Raw genomic sequence first — 25,148 nt, forward strand, 5'->3', positions numbered from 1 at the left:
GCCAGGCGAATGGAACAAAGTAGTTTTTTAAAACCAGGAGGATATTATGGAAACTAACGAAATGAAGGCTGTTAATGCATTGCGAATCCTAAGTGTCGACATGATTCAAAAAGCTAATAGTGGCCACCCAGGGGTAGCGATTGATGCTGCTCCAATGGCATTTGCACTATGGGAAAAAGTAATGCATTTCAACCCTAATTATGCTAACTGGATTAACCGCGACCGCTTTGTTCTTTCGGCGGGCCATGGCTCGTCATTATTGTATAGTTTGCTGTACTTCAATGGCTTTGGATTAACAATTAAAGATTTGAAAAACTTTCGTCAATTGGGTTCCAAAACGCCAGGTCACCCCGAAGTAGGTCATACTGCGGGGGTAGATGCAACGACTGGCCCGCTTTCACAAGGGATTGCAACAGCGGTCGGTATGGCCCTTGCCGAGAAGCACTTGGCAGCCATTTACAATAAGCCAGGCTTCCCGGTAATCGATCACTATACCTACTCCCTGATTGGTGATGGTGATTTGATGGAGGGGCTTAGTGAAGAAGCGCTTAATATTGCTGGAGATAAGCAGTTGAGTAAGCTGATCGTCCTTTATGATTCAAACGATGTTTCATTGGATGGACCATTGAGTTTGAGTACAGACGAAGATGTCAAAGCTCGTGTTGAGGCTGCTGGTTGGGATTATCGTTTAGTCGTTGATGGTAACACGGATATCGATGCCATTACTGCGGCTATTCGAGCAGCACAACATACCAATCGACCATCGTTGATTGAAATTAAGACGACGATTGGTTATGGCGCGCCTAAACAAGGAACCAATGCGGTCCATGGTGCTGCTTTGGGTGAAGATGGCGTTCGCAAGCTTCGAGAATTTTTTGATTGGCATCAAGAACCCTTTGAGTTTGATGATGAGGTAACCGATGCCTTTACCAAAGCCGTTGAAGATAAGCGTGTTATTTATGATCAATGGGCAAAAATGTTTGCAAAATACTCTGCCACGTATCCTTCAGAAGCTGCTCAGTTAACTAATTCACAGTTGGATATGTCAGCAGTAACTAATGATTATCAAATTGGTGATGAAATAGCTACTCGCGTGGCAAGCCAAAATATCATGAACCAAATTACTAAAACTAATCCACAATTCTGGGGTGGGGCAGCTGACTTAGCTTCTTCAAATAAAACTCTTTTGAAAGATCAAGGTGTTTTTACTCCAGATGATCCAGCTGGCAACAACATTTTCTTTGGGGTCCGTGAATTTGGAATGGCAACTGCAATCAATGGGATTAATTTACATGGTGGCAGTCGCGCTTTTGGGAGTACCTTCTTTGTTTTCTCTGATTACATGCGTGCGGCAGTGCGATTAGCAGCGATTATGAATCTGCCATCGATCTTTATTGGTTCGCATGATTCTATTGCGGTTGGGGAAGATGGGCCAACTCACGAACCAATTGAACAATTGACCAGTTTCCGTGCAATGCCAAATCTGAATTTAATTCGACCTGCGGATGCAAATGAAACTTTAGCTGCTTGGAAATTAATAGCGCAAACCACTGACCGGCCATCTTTCTTGGTTACTTCACGTCAAAAACTGCCGGTTCTTGCTCAAACGGTAGATGCGCCGATTGAAAAAGGGGCATATATCGTAAGTGACGCTAAAAAAGCGGTGCCAGACGGGATAATTCTAGCAGCTGGTTCGGAAGTTGCCTTGGCACTAGCAGCGCAAAAGCTCCTTCTAGAAGAAGAGATCGACGTTCGAGTTGTATCGATGCCAGTTATGAATCTGTTTGAAGAGCAATCGGCTGAGTACAAAGAAGCCATCTTACCTGCTTCGGTTACTAAGCGGCTTGCAGTAGAAATGGGTGCTAGCCTTAGTTGGGGACGATATGTTGGCTTGAATGGAAAAGTAATGGGGATTGATGCCTTTGGAGCAAGTGGTAAGGGGCCAGAGGTTATTGAACATTTTGGCTTTACCCCAAGGAAGGTTGCTGAAACTTTTAAAGAACTTTAATGTACATTCCTCCTAAGGAAAACGTGATGATAAGCTAGTTAATCGAAATAAAATATACTTTGTTGTGATTAAAGGATCATTCCGGACAAGTCTATCCTTTTTAGCTAATTGCGAAGTCGGCGAGTTTACAACCTTGAACTAAAAGCAACTCCTTCTGAATTAGTAACAACAAAACCAAACAAGCGGCTGATGGAACATGGACCATCAGCCGCTTTACCATTAACGTGAATTAAGTTTTTCTTGGGCGAGCAGTTCTGTGAACCTTTCCGCAGGGTCTTTACTAAAAGCTTTTTGAAGCTCAGCGGTGATAGCATTAATCTTGCTTGCAGAAACACCCTGAGCTTCTAATGACGCTACTAGTCAAGGTTCCACGGATCATGTCAAGAAAAGGGCGGATCTCTGTCGCGTGTTCATAATCCTTCACCTTAGTGTTAAAAACGACCAGCGTCCGCAAGTCCCCTGCTGCAATCTCCGAGTGTCACTTTTCCCGAAATTCAAAATTGAGGGACTAAATTTAGCCCCTATTTCTTATATACGTCGTGAAAGCGAAAACTACACTTTTTCATTTGACCTTGCGCGTGATTAACTTTTAGCGTCGGAAATTTCCCGGGAAATAAAAAGCGGCCCCGGCGCCTATGGAATGGTGCCGGGGCCGTTTGACTTAGCTTTGAATCCCTAGTTGAGCTTGCAAGGCCGGTAATTCAGCGGCCGTTGGGTAGGAGGTTTGGCTGCCCTTCCTCGTCACGGTCACCGCCGCGTAGGCGTTGGCGTGGTGGAGGGCGGTTGGGATGTCTTCACCGTGGGTGTAATAGTAGGCAAAGGCCCCGATAAAGGAATCGCCGGCGCCGATCGAATCGATGGCCGGAACCTGGTAGGACGGAATCAACAGCTCTTGGTCCTTAGTAACCCACAAAGCACCGCGGGCCCCGATCGTGACAATCACGTTCTTGACCCCCTGAGCCACGAGTTCCTTGGCCGCCGTGGTGATTTCGGCCAGGGTTTCGACCGGCCGCTTGGTCAAGCGGCCCAGTTCGGTTTCGTTGGGCGCGTAAAATTCGCACTTGGTGACGTGGGCCAGGTCTAAGTCGTCGTTGGCCGGGGCGGGGTTTAACAGGACTGGAACGCCGTACTGTTCCGCCAGGTCAATAGCCCGGTAGTTGGTTGCCAGGTCGATTTCTTGTTGTAAGACGATCAGCTTGGCGTTTTTAATCAGGGCGTGGTAATCATCCAGACTAGCCGGGGTCAATTCACTGTTGGCCCCTTGGACCACGATAATGCTGTTCATATTGCCGTGAATGAAGCACGGCGCGACCCCGTTGGATTGGGTGCCGACACTGACCCCGCTGATGTCGATGCCGGTTTGTTTAAAGTGGGCGAGGTAGGCCTGGCCTAAGGAGTCGGCGCCGACCTTGGAAATCATCGCTACCTTGGCGCCTAATTTCGCGGCGGCCACGGCCTGGTTCGCCCCTTTGCCGCCAAAGGCCATGTGGAAGTTGGGGGCCGCTACGGTTTCGCCCAGTTGCGGCATCCGGTCAATTTCGGTGGTTAATTCCATCATGTTGGAGCCAATTACCAATACATCGTACATCATCGTGATCATTCCCTTCGTTTCCTCAGGTTGCACTGAGGTTCATCATTAGTGTTCAGACATTACTTTTCCAGCCCGGTTTGGACGTGGAAGTGCTTTTCAGCTTGTGGTGGCAACATAATCAAGGTTCCGGCTTGCTTAGCGGCCAGGCGACCCTCGGGAGTGGAGGTGCCGGGCAGGGCAAAGGCGTTGACTTGTTGGTCGCCGTTGTAGAGGATCCAACGGGTGACGATTGGCAAGTCGGCCGTTGGGTACTTGGTCAAGAAGGTATGGCCGTCGCCTAATTCAACCCGGAACTCGGCCGTGTCCGTATACTTGGACAAGTCATCGGAGAAAAAGACGATTTCGGGGTCGTAGTGGCTGGCGTCGTCGAGCTTGTCAATCAGCTTGCCACTGGCTTGCAGTTCATCGGTAAAGGCTGTCCATTCCGGCGTCGGGTGAACGTGGGCCGGGACGGAAGTCCGCAGCTGGAAGGCTTCATCGGGCACGTTGGCCGTCATCGTCGCGCCAGGAACGTAGGCGTAGCAGAGGTGGCACATGTACTGCAGTGGCATCGGGGCCGCGTGCGACAGGTTTTTAACGTGCATGTCAAGATCGAATAGGCCGCTGTCAGCAAATATGGTGACCGACGGGGTGGCTAAATAGTGGTCCCCAAAGCCCTTGATGTATTCGTAGTCGCTTTGGACGGTCAGTTGGCCGTCTTCAATCAATAAGGCGGCGTGATCCATGCGGGCGGTCGCAAATTCACCGTGTTGGACGTGGTCATCCTCGGGGCTTGGGTTCCCGCTGGCCAGCAAGCCGGAATTGAATTCAAAGGCCCCGTAGGTATCGGCGATTTGCTTGCCAAAGCGTGGGTAGGTGAAGCCGTCTTTTTCCTTGAGGTTGATCCCATCAAAGACAGCGTCCCAAATCATCAGCCCATAAAACGGCAAGACGGTCAGGTAACCGCGGTGGTTGGTAAGCTTGAGGGCTTCCTCCCCGGAGGGATAAGTAAAGGTTTCAACCGTGAAATCCGCGTCTTGATACAAGGTAAAGGACGCGGGGTTAAACATGGCGTGGCTTAAGTTAAACTTCTTCATACAAAAAACTCCTTCGTGAATGTATCCGCTTTCATCATAAGCGTTACAAATTCAATTGTAAATAGCCAGTCATAAAAAGTAAAAGGGTTTATGAAGGTGCGATGCCTGCCAGAAATTGGAAAGCGGCCCCAAAAGATTGTGAAAGTTAAGATTTGTAAGCGCTCTTTTGGATTAAGCGGGTGAAATGTTCCAAAATGAAACAACTGTGAAAACGGTTTGCGTCCGGGGTTGAGGCGCCTCGGCTTATGATTAATAAGCGATCATTTCAAGCGAAAGTTTATTAATAAAAAATAAGTCAGAGATTAAATTAATTAACTAAGTCTGTTACGGATATATAGTAACTACAAAAAAATAAATTCTCTAAAAATGAATAAGTTTGGGTAAAACAGTTTACCAAAGCGATGAGCTGCCCCAAAAGTCGCGAAAAGCGGTCAAAATGTGCAAGAGTGAATTTGCAATCGTTTTCGGGCGATGGTAAATTAGCACCATCGCTGATATGTAAAACGTTTTAAATATCTCGACTGATTGGATCATTTGAAAAGTAGGAGATGGAGAGTATGTCAAACAAGGTTGCCGTTTTGGGAAGTATCAACGTTGATACGACCTACCACATGGAACGTTTCCCCGAACCAGGGGAAACGCTTGCTGCTAAGGATAAGAGTTCTGCTCCGGGGGGCAAGGGTGCCAACCAAGCCGTCGCAGCAGCGCGGTCCGGTTCGCAGACCTACTTTATTGGGATGGTCGGCACGGACGCGGAAGGGAAGTTCATGCGTGAAGCCTTGCAAGCCGACGGCATCGACACCAGCCACATTGGTAATGACTCCCACCACGGAACCGGGACGGCTTTGGTAACCTTGGATGCCAATGGCCAAAATGACATCATGGTCTACGGGGGCGCCAACCAAGCCATGACGACGGCTAACCTGAAGGACCTCGATGCCCTGATGGAAGAAGTCGACTTCTTGGTGACGCAATTTGAAACGCCGCAAGAAGTGGCCCTGGCGGCCTTCAAGACGGCCAAGGCCCACGACGTGATCACGGTCTTGAACCCGGCGCCGGCTAAGGAAATCTTGCCGGAACTGCTGGCCTACACCGATGTGATTGCGCCCAACGAAACGGAAAGTGCCCTCTTGTCCGGGATTGAAATCACGGATGAAGCATCATTGGTGCAAACGGCGCAAGCGTTCCAAGCCAAGGGCGTTACGACGACCTTGATCACGCTGGGATCCAAGGGGGCCTTCTTTGCCACCAAGGATGACCACGGCATCGTGCCGGCCTTCAAGGTGAAGGCGGTGGACACGACGGCGGCCGGGGACACCTTCTTAGGGGCCTTGATTTCCCAGCTCGATCCGGCAATGACCAACCTGGCCGACGCGATCCGCTATGCCCAACGGGCGTCTAGCCTGACGGTCCAACGGATGGGAGCGATGCCATCGATTCCAACCGAAGCGGAAGTTACGGCGGCGTTGGCAAATGATTAATCAGAGATAGTGAGGATTTAAAAATGAAGAAGTCAGGAATTTTAAACTCAGAAGTTGCATCAGTCGTAGCCGACATGGGCCACATGGACTGGCTGTCCATTGGTGATGCCGGGATGCCGGTGCCGATGGAAACCAAGAAGATTGATCTGTGCGTGGAACAAGGGTTGCCAACCTTTATGCAAGTCTTGGAAAACGTCTTAACGGAAATGGCCGTCCAAAAGATCTACTTGGCCGAAGAAATCAAGGACCAAAACCCGACCCAATTGGCCAACATTAAGCAAGCCTTGCCAAACGTGGAAATTGAATTCATGCCACACAGCGACTTGAAGAAGAGTTTGGCCAAGACCCACGCCTTTATTCGGACCGGGGAAGCGACGCCTTACTCCAACATCATCCTTGAATCTGGTGTGACATTCTAGTGACCTTAGGAGGAAATTTTCCATCATGGATAGTTTGAAAAAGCAATCTTGGGTCCAGTTAGACAACGGGTACCTGAGCAAAACGCCAATTTGGCAATACGTCTTAGTTTCATTGATCTTCCCAATGTGGGGGATGGCCGCTTCCTTAAATGACATCTTGATCACCCAGTTCAAGACCGTCTTTACTTTAAGTGACACGGCGACGGCCTTTGTGCAATCGGCCTTTTACGGTGGGTACTTCTTGATTGCCCTGCCCGCGGCCTACATTATCCGGAAGAACACGTACAAGACTGCAATTATGACCGGTTTGACTTTCTTTATCATTGGTTGTGCGATGTTCTTCCCGGCTTCTCACATGGCGACCTACGGGATGTTCTTAGCCGCGATCTTCGTGATTGCCATCGGGCTGAGCTTCTTGGAAACGTCTTGTGACACCTACTCGACGATGATGGGACCCCAAGAATCCGCTAACCGGCGGATCAACATTTCCCAAACCCTGATTCCATTCGGGGACGCGATGGGGATCATCCTTGGGAAGTACTTGATCTTTAGTGGGCACAGCAACCTGGAAGCCGAAAGTGCCGGCTTGAGTGCCGCACAAAAGGCGGCCTTTAACAAGGAAGTCTTACTCTTGACCCTGAAGCCATACAAGTACATCCTCTTTGTCCTGTTGGTGCTCTTAGTCTTAGTCGCTATTACCAAGATGCCATACGCCAAGGCCAAGACGGATCTGGCGGCTGCACAAGGTGGGGCCGGGGTTAAGCAACCATCCCTGGGTGAATCAATCAACTACTTGCTGCACAACACCCGCTTTATGAAGGCGGTGGGGGCGCAATTCCTCTACGTGGGGATCCAAACTTGTGTCTGGTCCTTTACGATCCGGCTGGCGTTGCGGATTATCCCAGGGATTACCGACCACGCGGCTACCAACTACATGATCATCTCCTACGGGGTTTGGTTCGTTGGGAAGCTTTGCGCTAACTGGCTGATGGAACGCTTCTCGATTACCAAGGTCATGATCTGGTACTGCCTGCTTGGAACGGTGGTCTTGATTTTGACGGCGACGATTCACTCCCCAATCGCTATCTGGGGGGCCGTGGCTACCAGCTTCTTCTTTGGACCGGTTTACCCAACGATTTACGCGCACGGGTTAGACCAAGTGACCGAAAAGCAACACACCGAAACTGGTGGGGCCTTCATGGTCATGTCCTTAGTCGGTGGGGCCTTTGTCCCAGTGATCATGGGGCGGGTTTCCGACCTGAGTGGTTCGATGCAATTATCCTTCATCGTGCCCGCAATCGGCTTTGCGTTGATCTTGTGGTTCTTCCTGTCTGAACACAAGAAGGGTGCAGCCAAGGCCGCCTAAACAATCAACCTTAATCTACTAAAACAAACCATTCGGGTGGTGGGCATTTCCCACCCCATAATGCACTAACAATCATTCTAGAAATACTCCGCTAGAATAACTACAATCCAATTCTGCGACCCTGCCCCAGTGGCGGGGTCGTTTGTATTTCCCAGGAAATATTGTAAAAGCGAAATTCATCCGGATTGATTTGCTATAATGGAAGAAAAAGGACGGGGATTTATTATGGATATTAAAGACAATTTGTTGACCTTAGCCGATGGCAACCAAATGCCGCAAGAAGGGTTTGGCATTTACAAAATTACGGACCAAGCGGAATTGACCGGGGCGGTCCACGCTGCTTATGAAGCCGGCTACCGGCTGTTTGACACGGCCCAAATGTATCAAAATGAAGCCTTGCTCGGGCAGGCCTTAGCCGATTTAAACGTGGCCCGCGACAACTTCTTTATCGCTACCAAGGTGAACGAAGCTAACCAGGGGTATGAAACAACGATTGCTTCAGTGAAGGAATCGCTTAAGAAGCTGCGGATGGATTACGTCGATTTATTGATGGTGCACTGGCCGATCCACACCCACTTTTTTGAAACCTGGCGGGCCTTTGAAGACTTGAAAAAGGCCGGATTGACCCGGTCAATTGGGGTCAGCAACTACGGGATGATCCACTTGCAATACTTGGCGACCCAGGCCAACGAAATGCCGGTCGTCAACCAATTGGAATGCCACCCGTGGCTAAGCGAAAAGCCAATGCTTGAATTCAACCGGGCTCATCAGATTGTTACCCAGGCTTGGTCGCCACTTGGGCGGGGTCAGCTTTTGACCGAACCAGTCTTGCAACAAATCGCGGCGGCGCACGGCAAATCGAGTGCCCAGGTGATCTTGCGTTGGCACTTACAAAACGGCGTCGCAATCATTCCAAAGTCGACCCACGCCGCGCGGATCCAAGAGAACGCCGCAATCTATGATTTTGAATTGTCGCCCGCTGAGATGGCCCAAATTGATGGTTTGAATTGGAACCACCGGATCAGCAAAGAACCAGAAATGGTTTATGAATTTGGGGAACAGTACCCGTACACGCGTTAAGCGGTGGGCCGCCTGGCGAAGGGCGGCCTGGTACATAGGTTAGGGTAATCGGAGTAGCATTTGTTTTTATCGCGTGTTAGTATAATTAATAAACTAACTTAAACGGGGAGTAGTATTGAAAATGGCAGGAAATAAACGGGCGGGCTTGCGGCTGACCAACCGGCGGCGGGTCTTGCAAGAACTTTTTAATCATGAAGCGACGTCACGCGCGGAGATCGCGAGCCGTTTGAACCTTAACAAATCAACGGTTTCATCGCTGTACAATGAGCTGCAGGCCGAGGGCTTTATTGAAGAACTGGGCAGTGGGGAGTCGACCAAAAGTGGCGGGCGCCGGCCCAATTTGATTCGCTTAAACCGTGAATACGGGTTTGTCGCCAGCTTTGAAATTGGCACCAGTCACTTGCGGGCGATGTTTAACTACTTAAACGGGGAAATTATCAGCTTCCGGGAGATTGATTTGCCCAAGCGGGATATTTTGGCGATCATGCAGCTGATTTCAGCGGAACTGGATCGGATGCTCAGTCACAACACGACCCTGCACGGTCTCTTGGCAATTGGCTTTTCGATTCACGGGGTGATCGTCGACAACCGGATTACCGACTCGCCCTTCATTGAGTTAGGCGGGATCGACCTGGAACAATACTACCAGGACAAGTATGCCGTGCCGGTGGTCTTGGCCAACGAAGCCAACATGGCGGCGGTGTTTGAACGCGACTTTGGGGCCTCGGATCGGTACGATAATTTAGTCACCATCAGCATTCACCGCGGGATTGGGGCTGGCATCATTGCGAACCAACGCTTGTACGCGGGCAACGAGGGCTTTGCCGGTGAAATTGGCCGGTCGCTGGTGGTGGAAGGTGACCACTTAGTCAAGGTCGAAGACGTGTGTTCCGAAGGGGCAGTCTTGTCTAAGGTCCAGCGAGTGAAGCAGCTGCCCAACATTTCAATTGCCAAGGTTGCTGAACTCTATCATCAAGGCGACCGCGAAACGGTGGCAATTGTCGATGAGATGGTGAACCAACTGGGCAAGGTTACCTATAACGCCATGATTAATTATGGCCCGCGGGCGGTGTACTTCAATGCGCCGATCATGGAAGCCATTCCGGAAATCTACCATGGCGTTAAGCAATGGGTCGCCAAGATGGCCTTGCCATCGCAGATTTCGCTAGCGATGATTCATGGTTCGAAGATGGCCTCATTGCTCGGGGCTGGCTCGGTGGCAATCCACGTTGTCTTGGGGATGATGGACTACTCGCTGATCCTCAAGTGGCCAAAGGAAGTTAAAAATGTCGAATAAGGAAAATCGCGGCGCGACCAAAAATTGGTCGTGCCGCGATTTTTTAGGCGTGAGCCATTGTTTGCTCGTAGTAGCGTTGGGCTTGCTCAGGGGAGATATTGAGCATCTGGGCCAAATTGGCCACGATTTCTTGCGCGGACTGCCCTTGGGCGCTGAGGAATTTGATGATCCCAGTCGCACTCTTAGCTTGGCCTTGTTTTTCCCCTTGTTGAATCCCTTGTTCCCGACTTTGGTTCAACCGGTATTGTAAGTCTGCTTCAAACTTCACGTAGGCCCACTTCCTTTCCTTGTTGCCTTTGACTAATTCAATGGTCGTTTGGACGTCGTTGATAAAGCTATCTTCAGTATTGGGCCGCTTTTCCATAAAGTCAAGGAATGTGCGGATTTCACGAGCGTGCTCAAAGTGCTTGGCCTTGGAATTAAAGACGACAATTTTGCGACCGTCGCCCATTTCTTGTCGGCGGTCAAACAAGTTGACATTGCCAAATTCGTAGCGCGCCGCTCCCTGGCCGTAGTAGTCAAAGGCACAGAACATGATCACGTAGGTCGGCCGCTTGGCCAGGGCACGGTAGTCTTCCCCGGGGCGCAGCAGTTCAGTGTCCATCATGTCTTGGTAGTAGCGCAAGTGGTAGGGCAGGTTCTTTTGGTCGGCGATCTGCATTTCCACCGCAAAGTTACGTTGGCGGTTGTCACGGACGTAGACATCGTAGCGGACGGCGTGGGAAGTCAGGGTGCCGACAATGGTGTGCTGGCGTTCCACTAATTTCACCGTGTCAATCTTTAATTCCGGTAAGGCCCGGCGCAATAATTCCTGGCAAAGTCGCTCGTTTTCCATGACAGCGCCAAAGATTGGATCGTCCAAAATCGTCATTTGCTCCCACTTGGTCGCGTAATGCCGCTCGATTGGTGTTAAAAAATCGTTCATTTAGCTCCTCCTTACTTCTAATCAATCCCCCCATCTTATATATACGTTTTTTTGCGCAAATCGTTGCGGATAAATAATTTAATTTTTACTCGGCTGAAACAGGTAGTCGTAGAGATTCCAATCGGTAATCGTGCGCTGATCTTGTTGGGCGGCTTTGGGACTGACGCCGGCCCAATGGTGAAAAACGCGGGAGAAGTGGGCTTGGTCGGCAAAATCATATTTGGCGGCGATCTCGCCAATCGCGAGGTCAGAGTCTAAGAGGTCTTCGATCGCGTAATTGATCCGGCATAATTGGCGGAACTGATTGATGGAAACGCCGACCTGCTTTTTAAAGCTGGTCCCCAAGTACTGGGTGGACAGGTCAACGGCTCGGGCTAAATCCGCGATGGTGGCAGCAGTCGTGGGATCTTTCATCAGCCGCCAAAAAACTTTGCTGATCGGGGCGGTCATTTTCGCGGAGAGCAAGGTTTTGCAGCGGGTGGCCATATCGATGTCGATCCGTTCAATGGCGGCAAGGACTTCGTGTTGGCTCTGCAGGCGTTCAATATCGCGGACGTACTGGTCATTTAGCGAGTAGGCCATTTCGTAATCCATCCCCACGGTGAAAAAGGCCCGTAAGTTGACCGAAACGGAAATAATCGCCCAGTTTTTGACGCTGCGCAATTCGTCATTTTCCGCTAAGACCCCGACCCGGCCGGAATTAAGGTTGTTCTTAAAAATCGTTGGCAAGGCAGCGATGTCCCCCTGGGCAATCGCCTTTTTGACCGCCCGTTCGTAATAGTAATTGACGTGGTTGGCGTCGGCGGTAAACTGCAGGTTGGTGAATTTGGCCCCAAAGGTATTGGCAAAGGCGGCCGCTTGAAAGGCGGTCTTGATCGTCGCCAGCGGCAGCGGGGCGGCGGCCAACTCCAACAAGGTCAGCACTTGGTAGCAAAATTGATCAGTGGTGAGCGAAGTGGTGTTTAAAAAACGGGGCAAGAAGAGGACTTGCCCGCGCTGACCGATCAGTTGGCTGACGTCAGTAATGATCGTTGGCCCCAGCAAGATGATTTGGTCTTGGTGCTGAATCACGCAGCTGTAGAGGGAAGAACTGTGGCGCAAAAAACCCACCGGTTTCGTTGGCTGGGCCGTAATGATGGCTTGCATTGTAGCAGCGGAAAGACCGCCTTGCTTGAATTCTAAGGTCAATTCCCCCGCTGCTTGACGCCAGATGCCCGCTGGTAAATTCAGGGCCTTGAGAAAGTTTTCAATTCGACTCATGGTAGCGCTACCCCTTTTTCGTTCAAAAAAAGTTTGATTGCTTCATTCAAATATGTTACCGCTTTCTTAAAATATAATCAAATGGTTGGTTCGAATAACCAACTAATTGTCACGTGACTGTTATTGAGGGTTGTTTTCTTAGAAAGGTGTGACAAAGAATGGAGACGCCAACTACTAAAAAGGTTGACGAATTCGCGAAGCTGTCATGGGGCGAGCGAATTGCTTATGGGGCTGGGGACCTGGCCCAAAACTTGATTTTCGGGACGATTGGGTCCATGTTGCTGTTCTACTTGACGACGGTCTTTGGAATCTCGGCGGCGGCCGGGGCGACCATTTTTCTGATTGTCCGGTGGGTTAACGTCTTTTGGGATCCGTGGATCGGGACGGTGGTTGACAAGAGTAACTTTAAGGCCGGCAAGTACAAGCCATTCTTGCTGTACTTTGGGATTCCGTTGACCCTGTGCAGTGCGATGCTGTTCTTGCCAATTCCGGCGGTCCGGGGGAGCGTCGTCTATGCCTTCGTTGCTTACTTGGCCACGGCCTTGATTTACTCTTTGGTTAACATTCCATACGGGTCCTTAAATGCGTCTTTGACCCGGGACAACGATGAAGTGTCAACCTTGACGACGGTGCGGATGACGGAAGCCAACATTGGGAACCTGTTAGTGTACACGTTCTTGCCATTATTTGTTCAAATGGCTTCCCCTGCGAAGCAGTTAAAAGATATTGGGTTCTTTGGGATCAAGTTGAACTTGGGGAACTACGCTTCGCCTGAGGCGGCCGGCGCCTACTTCAAGGTTATGTCCATCTACATGGTGATTGGGTTTATCATGCTGATGTGCACTTACTTTGGGATTAAAGAACGGGTCTTGCCAACGGCCAAAGAAACTGACGCGGTTAAATTCTCCGACCTATGGAACGAGCTGCGGCGTAACAAACCGCTGCAAGTCTTAGGCTGGTTCTTCTTGATTGCCTTTACCTTCATGTTTTTTGGTAATACTTCCTGGGCCTTTTACATGCAATACAACATTGGACACTCGGAATGGATGGCGTCAGTTAACCTGATTGGTTCGATTCCGGGGATCTTCTTGGTCTTCTTGTGGCCGATCGTGCGGCGCAAATTCGGGAAGAAGAATTTCTTCTACCTGTTCTTGCTGATGTTTATCATCGGGACGCTCTTGCTTTGGATCTGGTCTTTCCCAGGTTTGAAGGATCAAATCTGGCTGGGTTACGTTGGTCGGTTTGTCATGCAATGGGGGATTACCGCGGCGACCGGCTACATGTGGTCACTGGTTCCAGAAGTCATCTCGTACGGCGAATACACTTCCCAAAAGCGGGTGGCTGGGATTATCAACGCTTTGATGGGGCTGTTCTTTAAGATTGGGTTGGCCCTTGGGGGGATCATCCCAGGTTACATCAACGCCTTCTGTCACTTTGACGGAACCAAGGCGACCCAATCAGCGGCGGCTTTGAACGGAATCACGATTTCTATGATCTGGTTGCCAATTATTTTGGCCGTAGTAGCGATGTGGATCATGAGCAAGTACAGCTTGAGTGACACTGAAGTTGACCGGATCAACCACGAAATCGAAGCGCGGCGCAACCAGTAGCCCAAGTTAACGAAAGGAGAAAGCACAATGAAGCTTTATGTTGATGTCAACGCCCCGGTGAGCGGGGATGGGAGCGAAAAGCGCCCCTTTACCACGATTCAAGCGGCAGCCGATGTCGCGCAACCAGGCGACGTCGTCTTAGTGGCCCCGGGGGTGTACCGGGAAAATGTTAACCCTAAGCACGCCGGGACGGCGGCTGCTCGGATTGAATACCGCTCCGTCGAACCCTTCGGGGCAGTGATTACCGGGGCCGAACCGGTGACCGATTGGGAACCAGTGAGCGGTGATGTTTGGGTGACCCGGATTGATAACTCCTTGTTTGGGGATTACAACCCGTACACGACGCGAGTAGCCGGGGACTGGTTTGACGGCCGGACGGTGCACCACACCGGGGAAGTTTACTTAAACGACCAGGCCTTGTACGAAGTTACCAGCTTGGCAGCTGTGAAGGATCCCAAGCCGTACCTGCGCTCCTTTGAACCCGAAAAGACCCTGCTGACTTGGTATGCCGAACAAGATGCTGCGGCTGATCAAACGGTGATTTACGCAAACTTCCAAGGCGTCGATCCGACGACGGCCCAAGTGGAAATCAATGTCCGTAAGGAATGCTTCTTCCCGCAACAAGAAGGGATCGGCTACTTGACGGTCAGCGGCTTTGCGATTAACAAAGCTGCCACCCAATGGGCGCCGCCGACGGCCTTCCAAGACGGGATGATTGGGCCGCACTGGTCCAAGGGCTGGATCATCGAAGACTGTGACATCGCCAACTCCAAGTGTGTCGGGATTTCCTTAGGGAAGTACCTGCAACCCAACAACGATAACAAGTGGCTGAAGACCAAGCTCAAGGACGGAACTCAGACTGAACGGGAAGCCGTTCTGCAAGCTTCCTACGAAGGCTGGGACAAGGATCACATTGGTTCGCACGTGATTCGGCGCAACCACATCCACGATAACGGTCAAGCCGGGATCGTAGGTCACCTGGGCTGCATCTTCTCGGTCATTGAAGACAACGAAATTGACCGCAACAACATCCGCCAGAACCTGGGCGGGGCTGAAACCGGGGGGATCAAGCTCCACGCGGCCATCGACGTGATCATTCGGCGCAATCAAATCCACTTTAACAACCGGGGGATTTGGCTGGACTGGCAAGCCCAAGGGACGCGGGTTTCCCAAAACGTCTTCTACGACAACACTTTGCCGTTTGACTTTGAGGTCAACGAAGATACGCTCGACGGCCTGTTGATGGGGCTGGGGGAAGACTTGTGGGTCGAAGTTTCCCACGGGCCAACCCTGGTGGACAACAACTTGATGCTGTCGGATCGGTCGTTACGTTTGGCAGCCCAAGGGGTCGCGCTGGTTCACAACCTGATTGCCGGTAGTTTCTGTGCCGTTGGGCGGGGGACCAATAATAACTCGGTCAACGTCCCATCGGACCGCTATACCCCATACCACGTGCCTCACGGGACCCAAGTGGTTGGTTTCATGAGCTTCTTGCATGGGGATGACCGCTTCTACAACAATATCTTCGTGCAAAAGCCGCTGCGGGACAGCATCAAGGCTTTAGAAGCCCGCAAGGCGGATGAACCAGATGAATGGGACGACTACAACTTTAAGGTCGGCAGCCAAGTCTTCAACGATTACCCTGTCTACGAAGAATGGATCAAGCAATTTGAAGGCTACCAAAACATCTACGCGCCAAACAACGACCGTTACTATGGTCACCTGCCGGTTTACGAAGGCGGCAACGTCTACTTCGGTGGGGCCACGCCAAGTGTGCACGAGACCGATGCTTTGGTCGTAGACGGTCCCGTCGACGTGGCGGTGGAACAACGCGCTGATGGCCTGTACTTAAAGACGGACCTCTTTGAGCAGTTGCAAGCGCACCAAGGAATTATTACAACGGCGACGCTGGGTGAAGCCTTTGAACCAGAACAACGCTACGAAAACCCGGACGGGACACCAATTACCTTCGACCAAGACTACTTTGGTCACGCCCGGGTCGGGGTCAAGACGGTTGCCGGGCCATTTGCCAGTGCGTCGGAAGCGGGTCAAAAATTGATCTAAAAACCATCCTCCGCTAGTACTCCCTACTCAAACAAAACCAATACCAAAGGACCGGCTGTGGGCGCCGGTCCTTTTTGGTGAACAAAAAAATAAAATTGTTTCGCTATTTTTGACCCTAAAACGCGTATATATAAAGTAAGGGGGACGTTGGCCGTCAGCGGCGCGCATAAAAGGTTGCACCCGCCAGAGGTGTTAAAAGCGTGCCCTTTTGTCCGTGCCTGATTGCAAACGTGTTATCATAAATACGTGAAAGGAAATGTAGGTCAGTAACCATGGAAGTTAATTACTATCATGATCAGCACGGCAAAAGTGAAATTGGCGAATTTATCGTTAATGAGCGAGAATACCCCCGCTTCAATAAGCGGGGGATGAATCGCCCCTTCTAAAGCACGTAGTGCTTTTTCTTTTGCACTATGTTATATTAAGTGTAATTAAATAATATGGTTGTGATAACAGTGAAATTAGACCGTAATCAACATTCAGTATATCTTTTGAATTACCACCTTGTGATGGTAATTAAGTACCGTCGTAAGGTAATAAACGACGAAGTGTCGGAGTACCTTAAACACCAATTCGTACGCGTTGGTGAATTCTATGGCGTAACTCTACAAGAATGGAACCATGATGTCGATCACGTTCACGTCCTGTTCAGAGCGACACCGCATACTGAAATTGCCAAGTTTCTAAATGCCTATAAGTCGTCATCCTCACGGATGGTTAAGAAGAAGTTCCCAGAAATTACGCAATACCTTTGGAAATCAGCTTTCTGGACCCAAAGCTATTGCTTAATTAGCACTGGTGGCGCGCCGCTTGAAGTCGTTAAAAAATACATCGAAAATCAAGGGATAAAATAATGGTTCAAAAAGCCTATAAAATACGATTGTATCCGACACCGGACCAGCAGGTACTGTTGGCCCGTACTTTTGGATGCATGCGTTGGTTTTGGAATCAGATGCTTACCATGCATATTTCACGATATGTAAATAATCCAAAGGCTAAGTTCATTAACACTTTTGGCATGAATAATTTGCTAAAACGTTTGAAAGAAGAATATCCCTGGCTGAAAGATGTAGACTCTTCTGCTTTCCAATGTGTGAGCCGTGATTTAAACGATGCATACCAGCGATTCTTCAAAGGCCAGAATGAGCGGCCAAAGTTTAAAAAGCGGAAGTATGCGCAAAGTTACCGTACCAAGAGCGGCTCTATTAAGATCATCGACGACCACCATATTCAGTTACCAATCCTTAAACAAGTGTATTTTCGGGCTGGTCGACTGCCACAAGGGCGGATCATTAACGCTACTGTACGCATTAATAGCGCCGGGCAATACTATGCCTCGGTTTTAGTAGAAAGCGAAAACCAAGCCTTGCCTAAAACCGGGAAACAAGTTGGTGGTGATTTGGGCCTCAAGGCCCTGCTGAATCTGTCAGATGGCTATAAAGAACCAATTCACCACTATGAAGATAAGCTGGCAAGCAAGCTCCACTATTGGGAACGTCGTGCTGCTCGTCGTCGACGCGAAGCCAAAAAGGCAATTGCGTGGGATGAACACAATAAGGTTCCTGTTCCACGACAGTTAAGCGATTTCAAAAACTATCAAAAGGCTCGTGTCATGGTGGCTAAGTATAAGCAAAAGATCAAGAACCAACGTGAAGATCAACTGCATAAGCTAACTACAACTATGGTACGCAACTATGATGTGATTGTGTTAGAAAAGCTTAATGTCAAAGCCATGATGAAGAATCACAAGTTGGCAAGAGCCATTGGCAACGCTAGTTGGGCAAAGCTGGTCACCATGTTGTTGTATAAATGCGAATGGTACGATAAGCAACTAATCCAAATCGCTCCATACTACACTAGTCAGCTCTGTGCCCACTGTGGGAAAAACAACCATCGGTTGGGGCTTAATAAATCTGAATGGTTGAGTGTTCGCGAATGGGATTGCCCAAGTTGCGGTACCCACTTAGACCGCGATGTGAATGCAGCTCAAAATATTTTGGCTCGTGGGTTAGCCTAAAGTAATCCACATCCTAGAGGAAAGGCTCGGAACGCGCCGTCCCTCTCTAGGCCGTTAGGTCTAGCGATTAATAGTCGTAACCTCTGCACGAAATTCTTTTGAGAACGGTAGTGTAAGTATGCGATGTTCTCAGAATCTCCCACTTTAAGCGTTCAAACCGTTAGGTTTAGCTAAGTGGGAGAAGTTCAATGATCGTTTAGCGCATAGTAGTCAAAAGCAAGATGTCGCCGTCTTAAAAAAATTGGCGTATCAAATTGAATTGTTAAAGGGATTAGGAACTAATCTTGGGATGCCTCAGGCGAAGTTTCTGAAGGGTTACCGTCACAAATTGTGGGAATTACGGCCACTTCCAGAGCGGGTCTTTTATACCACTTGGGACGGTAAAGCGTTCTTATTGGTAAGCCACTACACTAAAAAAACAAAATAAAACTGATCCACGGCAAATTGAGCGGGCGCTGAATTTAATTGATGATTGGGAAAGGAGACACCGAAATGGGTGATTGGGAAAAGAGTAAAAACAGCATTACTAGTATTTCTAAAGAGGAACTTTCGGTAATTGACACTTTAGCCGCCTTACATGTGCAGCGCATTAAAAGTGGCCTAACCCAACGCGAACTGGCAGAGCGGATTGGGATGAGTCAATCGCAATTAGCCAAAATCGAACGCTTAGATTCAGTTCCGTCATTGGAAACATTAAATCGTTATGCTTCCGGTTTAGGGATGAGGGTGACCTTAAATTTAACGCCACTGAAACCGGCGCTCGAAGGATGAAATTAAGGTTGCGGAGAAGTCCGGGACATGCAACGGGGCAGTAAATTTAGTAGTAGGAGCGTACGGTCAGAGCTTTCCGATTCTGACCGTGTTTTTTAGAGTAAGCTTTTAACGAGGGAGGAAAAATAATGCCGAGCGCACAAGCCATTTTACAAACCGTCTTTGGTTATGAGCAATTTCGCCCGGGCCAAGCCCAAGTGATCCAGCAGGTCTTAAACCACCAAAATACCCTGGCGGTGATGCCAACGGGGGGCGGGAAGTCGCTTTGCTACCAAATTCCGGCCTTGTTAAATAAGGGGGTAACGCTGGTGGTGTCGCCGCTGCTAGCGCTGATGAAGGATCAAGTCGATGCCTTGCGCCAAAACGGGATTCCGGCCGCGGCAATCAATTCAACGATTCCCAAAGAAGAGGTCAACCCGATCTTGCGCCAGGCGTATGAGGGCAAGCTCAAGCTCCTGTACGTAACCCCGGAGCGCTTAGCGATGGAATTCTTTCAATATCAGCTGACCTTTTTGCCCATTGATTTGATTGCCATCGATGAAGCCCACTGTATTTCCCAGTGGGGGCATGATTTTCGCCCGGCTTACCGGCAGCTGCAAGCAGCGATCGAAAAGCTGCCGACCCACCCGACAGTTTTGGCTTTAACCGCCACTGCGACCCCGCCGGTCCGCCAAGACATTGGCGAACAGCTGGCAATTCCGGCGGCCAACTTCGTGATTACCAGCTTCACCCGGGACAATTTAGCCTTTAAGGTCGTCCACCCGCAGGTCCCGGACCGTCAATACATCGTCCAGTACTTGCAGGCCCACGCCGGCGAAGCGGGAATCATCTACGCCAATACCCGCAAAAAAGTGGAAAGCTTGGCTGAATATTTACAGGACCAGGGCTTTGACGTGGCGGCCTACCACGCGGGGATGGCGCCCGAAGACCGGGCGGCGGTCCAAGACGCCTTTTTAGCTGACCAATTGCCCTTAATTGTGGCGACCAACGCCTTTGGGATGGGGATCGATAAAAGCAACGTCCGCTTTGTCCTCCACGCCACCAGTGCCGAAAATTTGGAGTCCTACTACCAAGAAGCCGGTCGGGCCGGTCGGGATGGCCTCCCCAGTGAAGCGGTAATGCTCTATCACCCCAATGATCTCCAGCAGTACCGCTGGTTTTTGGATCAATCTGACGCCGATGAAGCTTACCGGGAGGTGCAATACGCCAAACTGCAAGCTGTCACCAGCTACGCTAATACCCCCCAGTGTCTTCAACAGAACCTGGTTGCCTACTTTGGCCAGGAATGCCCACCGTGTGGGCGGTGCAGCAATTGCCTCGACGAGCGCGAAGTTGAAGATGTGACGGCGGCCGCCCGGGTGCTGATTACCGTGGTCGATGAATTGCACGGCCGCTTCGGGAAAGCCCTGGTCGCCCAGATTGCGACGGGGTCAACCAACCAGCGGGTGCGCGAGGTAGAAGGCGATCAATTGCCCCATTACAATCAATTAACGGACTATTCGCAAGCCCAGGCCAACCGCTTAATTGACTACCTGGTGGCGACGGGGTACTTAATGTTAGAGGGGGGCCAGTTCCCCGTCGTGAAGGTCACCCCGACCGGCCGGGCCGTTTTACACGGGCAAGCGACCGTCCAACGGCGGGTGGAACCACGGCCGGTGAAAAAAGCGGCCGCAGTCCCAGTCGAAACGCCAGAACAAGCGGCCCTGTTTGAACGGCTGCGCCAAAAGCGGCGGGAATTGGCGGACGAACAAGGGGTTCCGGCCTTTGTCATTTTTTCGGATCGGACCTTGCATGACATGGCCCGTTTGCAACCGCAGACCCCGGCTGAATTCCTGCAGGTCAGCGGGGTTGGCCAAGTGAAATTACGTCAGTACGGTGACGTGATGATCGCCGTGGTGGCACAGTATTTGCGCGGAGATGAATAAAACAAACGGTGATGACCAGCAATGCTTGGTCGTCACCGTTTTGGTTAGTTTAATGATGTTTGGCCGGAAATCCCGTGACTTTAGTCATGGAATGGATAGGCCCCTTTAGCGCCCGTTAGGGCGTTTTTTAGTTTCGTTGTATTTTTGATTGTTGATGTATTGCTCGACAACTTCCTTGCTCATATTGCCTAACGTGCTCATGTAGTAGCTTGGCGACCATAGATGACCACCCCAGTATTGGGATTGTCTGATTTCTGGATGTCTCCTAAGGAAGATAAAAGCACTTCTACCTTTCAGGGCCTTGATAGCACTGGTTGGCGCTTTGCTAGGTGGAAAACTAATCAGTACGTGTACGTGATCGGGCATGACTTCCATTTTCTCAATCACAATGTCATTGTCGTCAGCCACCAATTGTAGAATAGACTTCATTTTGTTTGATAATTGTTCAGTCACGAATTAAGCAATTGGAACTTCGCCAAAATGCTAAACAAATGTCGAATCATTTCCAGTTCTTAGGAGATAAAAGAATTGACAGCTTGACTAAAGCTAACGCCATTCAGAATTATCGAAAGGCATGGAATGCTTTTCGCAAAATTCACACCGCAGGTGTTCCTAATTTCCACCGGAAAAGCTACGTTTGGCGTTATCAAACTAACTGCCAGTATTTGAAACAGAAGGAAGCATACTTAACCAACGGAACTGTACGTTTTGAAGATAGTAAGCATGTTCTGGTTCCTAAATTAGGTCGGCTCCGTGTTAAAGGTTCCCACCAGCGAATCTTAGCTTGCGGTGCTGAAACTCGCATTGGAACGGTAACCATCATAAAAGACGCTATCGGGAGCTTCTTTCTCTCAATGCAGTTAGCGTCAGACGCTCCTTTTGTCACGATGTCAAAGCAGACTAACCGGCAAGTTGGAATTGATCTCAATACCGAAAACTTCCTGACTTCTAGCGATGGTCAAGTGATTGCTAATCCACGCTACTATCGAACCATTAAGGGACGGTTAGCTAAAGCTCAACGCATTTTGTCACGTCGTGCCCGACGAGCTAAGAAAGAACATCGTTCTTTGCGAGAAAGTAGAAATTATCAAAAGCAACGATTGTTGGTGGCTAAAATTCATACCCAAATCTTTAGCCGTCGTAGAGCATTCTTACACCAACTCTCAACTACATTAATCAAGAACCACGATTTAGTAGTTGCCGAAGAGTTGCGGAGCAAGAACATGCTAAAGAACCACGCTTTGGCGATGAGTATTGCTGATGTGGGCTGGCGGACCTTCTTAGAAATGCTGACGTATAAGGCTGAATTTTATGGACGCCAATTCATTACGGTGAACCCTAAGAATACTACGCAAACCTGTCACGATTGTGGCTTTGTCATGGGAACCGGAAGTACGAAGAAGCTCACTCTGGCCGACCGGGAATGGACATGTCCAGAGTGTCATGTTCATCACATTCGTGACCATAATGCCGCACAAAATATTCTGACTAAAGGAATTGCAAAACTGGCCTAACTTGATCCGTCCCTACGGCAACCTGGGGACGCTAAAGGCATTGGTAATTGCCGTGTAAGACGAAACAGTTCGTAGAACTGTTCGCAGTGGCCTATCTATGCAAATTGTGGTTCAAGCACTCATCAGAAGGGTGTTTGCTCACAAGCCACGTCCTTTAGGGCATGGTGGTTGACATGAAGAAAGTGGCATTAATTACCGGGGCGACCGGCGGCTTGGGCCGGGCGTTGGCGTTGGAACACGTGCGCCACGGCGGGGATGTGATTTTAGTGGCGCGCAAGGCTACCAAAGTGCACGCCTTAGCGGCGGAATTGCACCAGGTGGCGCCGGGACAACAAGTGGAATCAGTGGTGGTTGATTTTACCGCGGCCGATGCGGCCCAGTGAGTCTTTGCCGCGGTCCAAGTGCTGGGTTGGCCGGTGGATTATTTAATCAATAATGCCGGGTTTGGGGGTGGCAGTGTGTTTGTGACCCGGTCGGCCGCCTGCGATCTGGCGATGGTGCAGGTGAATGCGGCGGTGCCCACGGCATTGTTGAAATTATTTTTACCGGGGATGGTGGCGCGCGGACACGGCCGGGTCTTAAACGTGGCGTCGGCCGCGGCGTGGTTCCCAGGACCGGAACAAGCGACCTATTTTGCGACCAAGGCGTACTTGGCCGCGCTTAGCAATGCCTTGTGGTACGAGTTAAAACCGCTGGGGATCAGGGTGACCACCCTCTTGCCCGGACCGATTGAGACCGGTTTTGCCCAAGCCGGGCAGCTGGCCCAGCCCCGGTTGTTTGCACCGGGCACCGGGGTGGCGCCCTAAATCGTCGTGCGGGTGGGCTACGCGGGGATGATGCGGGGGAAGCGCCAAGTGATCGTCGGGATGGCGTGGTGGATGTGCTGGGCGGCCCAGTGCTACCCTTGGTTGCCGAAACGGTTGGTGTTGGCCGTGATTGCGGCCTTACAACGGCCCCGCCCGTGACCGCTGGCCGGCTTGAAAATAATGTGAAATTATAAACTAATTTTAAAATTGACAAAAATAAACTGATGCGATTGGTGTAATCAGCGCCGACCGCATCAGTTTTTTATGCGTGGCGGTGCCTGGACACGAGCTTAATAAAATTAAGTTTATAGGGGGGGGGGTAGCGCGACGGTGTTGACTGCAACGTTTTATTCGCAAAAAATTCACTAATCATATGCATTTCATTTATCATAAATAAACCGTTATGTTGAAATCACAGTGAATTGGTAGCCAAAATGGATTATTACAACGATAATTTTTTTGATTTAGGAAGCGCTTCCAAAAGTGATAAATCAACGGTTGGATTTTAAATTTTTCGGTTGATTATATGAAAGGGGAATGATGGTAGTGAGTAAGTAGCGGAATTTTGAAGAAATATTATATTCAACAATTAGGCTGATAGCTTAATGGTAGCGCTATTGTTCTGGTGTACTGCAATACACCACTAGTTATTAAATTCGGGAGGTAAAAATAATGATGAAGCGACCTGAATTTTTAGAAACTAAGCGGACACCGCGTTATAGTTTACGTAAGCTTAACGTTGGTGTGGCTTCGGTATTATTAGGAGTAACCATTTTTGGAATTAACTTTACAGATCATTCTGTAAAGGCAGCAACCATAGAAAGCGTTGAAAATTCCAATAGTCTATCAAACAGTAATTCGCAACAAACTTCAGCAGTTGTATTGAAAAATGAAACTAATACTCAGCAAGTAACTAGTACAACAGAAAAAGTTCAACAAGGTAGTGCAAATAACAATACAACAGCTAATAATTCTACAGAAGCTGCGACAACCTCACAATATTCACCAAATACGCAAGGTAGCGCTGACACTGATATTAATCCATCAGCAGCAAGATTAGCAGCTAAGAATTTATTGGCAATGAATTTATTCGCAATTTCTGATACTAACAGAAATGCAGCAGGTACACCAGATCCAACGGTTCCAGATAACTCAGCTAATACTGCTATTATCAACAACCAAAATAACTTGGCTAATGACTGGATGCAGTTAGAGCAAGGAAAACTGAAAATTTACTTTACAGTTAGAGGGTTTGATAACAAAATTTATGTTTCTTCATATGCGGATGCACAGAAAAAAATTAAATCACTTATAATTAGTAATCGACTGGATCCTAACAGTTTAGAGTTTCATGTGGATTTTGAAAATACTGACGTTAAAAAGAATATTGGTATTTGGTTTGGTTGGAATACAAGTGTAATACAAATAGATACTAGACGGCTGGGAACCGATGGAATTGTTGCTTATGGAAAATCAGGTAAGCAATATCAAATTGGTTTGAATCATGACGGCGGTCTTTATGATTATTACAAAAGAATGGTTGAATTGGGCAAAGACATCAGTAAGGTAGGAGCACTCTATATGACCTACCCCATTGAAGCTAATGATACTATTTCGACGGTAATTCCAGTTAAATATATTGGTAATAAAAAACAAACAACTAGTATTTCTCTGACTAGTTATTTTAAGGGACATAAGGCGTATCCAGGATTGGAATTAGAGTTTCTTGAATTACATCCAACTCAAATTGAAACACCAGCTAAGCCAACAACTGATAAAGATACTGTTACTACTGGGATCTACAATAATCCCCAGATCACTACTTCAGACTGGCTTAAGATGGTTCATGGTGAAGCGATTGCTTACTATACTGCCAAGGGCAAAGATGGTAAGACTTATGTGACGGGCTATGTAGCTGCTAACGGTAAGTCGCAGTCC

Annotated in this window: 19 protein-coding genes and 3 pseudogenes; 17 read left to right on the forward strand and 5 right to left on the reverse strand. The window is 49.3% G+C overall.

Annotation, left to right across the window (positions count from 1 at the left end):
• Positions 1-46 precede the first annotated feature (46 nt).
• The gene (gene tkt / locus BN54_RS07530) at positions 47-2,008 is read left to right on the forward strand and encodes a transketolase (protein ID WP_019206572.1); all 1,962 of its coding nucleotides are present in this window, start codon (positions 47-49) and stop codon (positions 2,006-2,008) included.
• A gap of 661 nt (positions 2,009-2,669) precedes the next feature.
• Here the strand turns inward: tkt and rbsK (BN54_RS07535) are convergent.
• Both rbsK (BN54_RS07535) and BN54_RS07540 read right to left on the reverse strand, forming a co-directional pair.
• Entirely contained in the window at positions 2,670-3,599 is a 930-nt protein-coding gene (gene rbsK / locus BN54_RS07535) for a ribokinase (RefSeq protein ID WP_040470083.1), read from the reverse strand.
• A 59-nt stretch (positions 3,600-3,658) separates the two neighbouring features.
• Positions 3,659-4,675, reverse strand: a complete 1,017-nt coding sequence (locus BN54_RS07540; RefSeq protein WP_019206574.1) for an aldose 1-epimerase family protein — start codon at positions 4,673-4,675, stop codon at positions 3,659-3,661.
• 557 nt (positions 4,676-5,232) lie between these two features.
• Here BN54_RS07540 and rbsK (BN54_RS07545) point away from each other — a divergent pair.
• The 5 genes from rbsK (BN54_RS07545) (at position 5,233) to BN54_RS07565 (ending at position 10,318) form a co-directional block, all read left to right on the forward strand.
• The gene (rbsK, locus tag BN54_RS07545; protein WP_019206575.1) at positions 5,233-6,156 is read left to right on the forward strand and encodes a ribokinase; all 924 of its coding nucleotides are present in this window, start codon (positions 5,233-5,235) and stop codon (positions 6,154-6,156) included.
• Positions 6,157-6,179: 23 nt separating this feature from the next.
• Positions 6,180-6,575 carry a D-ribose pyranase gene (rbsD, locus tag BN54_RS07550; RefSeq protein ID WP_019206576.1) on the forward strand — a complete coding sequence of 132 codons (396 nt, stop codon included), beginning with the start codon at positions 6,180-6,182 and terminating at the stop codon, positions 6,573-6,575.
• Positions 6,576-6,600: 25 nt separating this feature from the next.
• Positions 6,601-7,941, forward strand: coding sequence for an L-fucose:H+ symporter permease (gene fucP, locus BN54_RS07555; protein ID WP_019206577.1), 1,341 nt, complete (start codon positions 6,601-6,603; stop codon positions 7,939-7,941).
• Positions 7,942-8,166: 225 nt separating this feature from the next.
• Complete coding sequence (locus BN54_RS07560; RefSeq protein ID WP_019206578.1) at positions 8,167-9,021, forward strand: aldo/keto reductase; 855 nt, start codon at positions 8,167-8,169, stop codon at positions 9,019-9,021.
• 121 nt (positions 9,022-9,142) lie between these two features.
• Complete coding sequence (locus BN54_RS07565; RefSeq protein WP_019206579.1) at positions 9,143-10,318, forward strand: ROK family transcriptional regulator; 1,176 nt, start codon at positions 9,143-9,145, stop codon at positions 10,316-10,318.
• A 43-nt stretch (positions 10,319-10,361) separates the two neighbouring features.
• On the opposite strand, the gene BN54_RS07570 is transcribed toward BN54_RS07565, so the two are convergent.
• Both BN54_RS07570 and BN54_RS07575 read right to left on the reverse strand, forming a co-directional pair.
• On the reverse strand, positions 10,362-11,243 hold the full coding sequence (locus tag BN54_RS07570; protein WP_019206580.1) for an Rpn family recombination-promoting nuclease/putative transposase: 882 nt from the start codon (positions 11,241-11,243) through the stop codon (positions 10,362-10,364).
• 78 nt (positions 11,244-11,321) lie between these two features.
• Complete coding sequence (locus BN54_RS07575; protein WP_019206581.1) at positions 11,322-12,503, reverse strand: helix-turn-helix domain-containing protein; 1,182 nt, start codon at positions 12,501-12,503, stop codon at positions 11,322-11,324.
• A gap of 158 nt (positions 12,504-12,661) precedes the next feature.
• Between BN54_RS07575 and BN54_RS07580 the strand changes: the two genes are divergently transcribed.
• The 7 genes from BN54_RS07580 to recQ all read left to right on the forward strand — a co-directional run bounded on the left by BN54_RS07580 (position 12,662) and on the right by recQ (position 20,890).
• Positions 12,662-14,113 carry an MFS transporter gene (locus BN54_RS07580; protein ID WP_019206582.1) on the forward strand — a complete coding sequence of 484 codons (1,452 nt, stop codon included), beginning with the start codon at positions 12,662-12,664 and terminating at the stop codon, positions 14,111-14,113.
• A gap of 27 nt (positions 14,114-14,140) precedes the next feature.
• Positions 14,141-16,177, forward strand: a complete 2,037-nt coding sequence (locus tag BN54_RS07585) for a right-handed parallel beta-helix repeat-containing protein (protein ID WP_019206583.1) — start codon at positions 14,141-14,143, stop codon at positions 16,175-16,177.
• A gap of 455 nt (positions 16,178-16,632) precedes the next feature.
• Positions 16,633-17,031, forward strand: a complete 399-nt coding sequence (gene tnpA, locus BN54_RS07590; protein WP_040470070.1) for an IS200/IS605 family transposase — start codon at positions 16,633-16,635, stop codon at positions 17,029-17,031.
• Positions 17,031-18,194, forward strand: coding sequence for an RNA-guided endonuclease TnpB family protein (locus tag BN54_RS07595; protein WP_019206586.1), 1,164 nt, complete (start codon positions 17,031-17,033; stop codon positions 18,192-18,194). Before tnpA (BN54_RS07590) ends, BN54_RS07595 begins: the two co-directional genes overlap by 1 nt.
• Positions 18,195-18,453: 259 nt before the next feature.
• A complete protein-coding gene (locus BN54_RS10410) occupies positions 18,454-18,621 on the forward strand; it encodes a type II toxin-antitoxin system RelE/ParE family toxin (RefSeq protein ID WP_235720487.1) in 168 nt (55 codons plus the stop codon).
• Between the two features lie 65 nt (positions 18,622-18,686).
• Entirely contained in the window at positions 18,687-18,965 is a 279-nt protein-coding gene (locus tag BN54_RS07600) for a helix-turn-helix domain-containing protein (RefSeq protein ID WP_019206587.1), read from the forward strand.
• 128 nt (positions 18,966-19,093) lie between these two features.
• Positions 19,094-20,890 carry a DNA helicase RecQ gene (gene recQ, locus BN54_RS07605; RefSeq protein WP_019206588.1) on the forward strand — a complete coding sequence of 599 codons (1,797 nt, stop codon included), beginning with the start codon at positions 19,094-19,096 and terminating at the stop codon, positions 20,888-20,890.
• Between the two features lie 105 nt (positions 20,891-20,995).
• On the opposite strand, the pseudogene tnpA (BN54_RS07610) reads toward recQ, so the two are convergent.
• Positions 20,996-21,298: pseudogene (tnpA, locus tag BN54_RS07610) on the reverse strand (IS200/IS605 family transposase); the annotation flags it as partial.
• Between the two features lie 35 nt (positions 21,299-21,333).
• Between tnpA (BN54_RS07610) and BN54_RS07615 the strand changes: the two are divergent.
• The 4 genes and pseudogenes from BN54_RS07615 to BN54_RS09890 form a co-directional block, all read left to right on the forward strand.
• A pseudogene (locus BN54_RS07615) lies at positions 21,334-22,404 on the forward strand (RNA-guided endonuclease InsQ/TnpB family protein); the annotation flags it as partial.
• A 173-nt stretch (positions 22,405-22,577) separates the two neighbouring features.
• Positions 22,578-23,210, forward strand: a pseudogene (locus BN54_RS10415) (SDR family NAD(P)-dependent oxidoreductase).
• Positions 23,211-23,237: 27 nt separating this feature from the next.
• Positions 23,238-23,369, forward strand: coding sequence for a hypothetical protein (locus tag BN54_RS10490; protein WP_019206593.1), 132 nt, complete (start codon positions 23,238-23,240; stop codon positions 23,367-23,369).
• 513 nt (positions 23,370-23,882) lie between these two features.
• The coding region (locus BN54_RS09890; RefSeq protein ID WP_155818358.1) for a YSIRK-type signal peptide-containing protein at positions 23,883-25,148 on the forward strand (1,266 nt) is incomplete at its 3' end.

It is taken from the genome of Limosilactobacillus ingluviei str. Autruche 4, from assembly GCF_000312405.1.
Taxonomy (GTDB): Bacteria; Bacillota; Bacilli; order Lactobacillales; family Lactobacillaceae; genus Limosilactobacillus; species Limosilactobacillus ingluviei.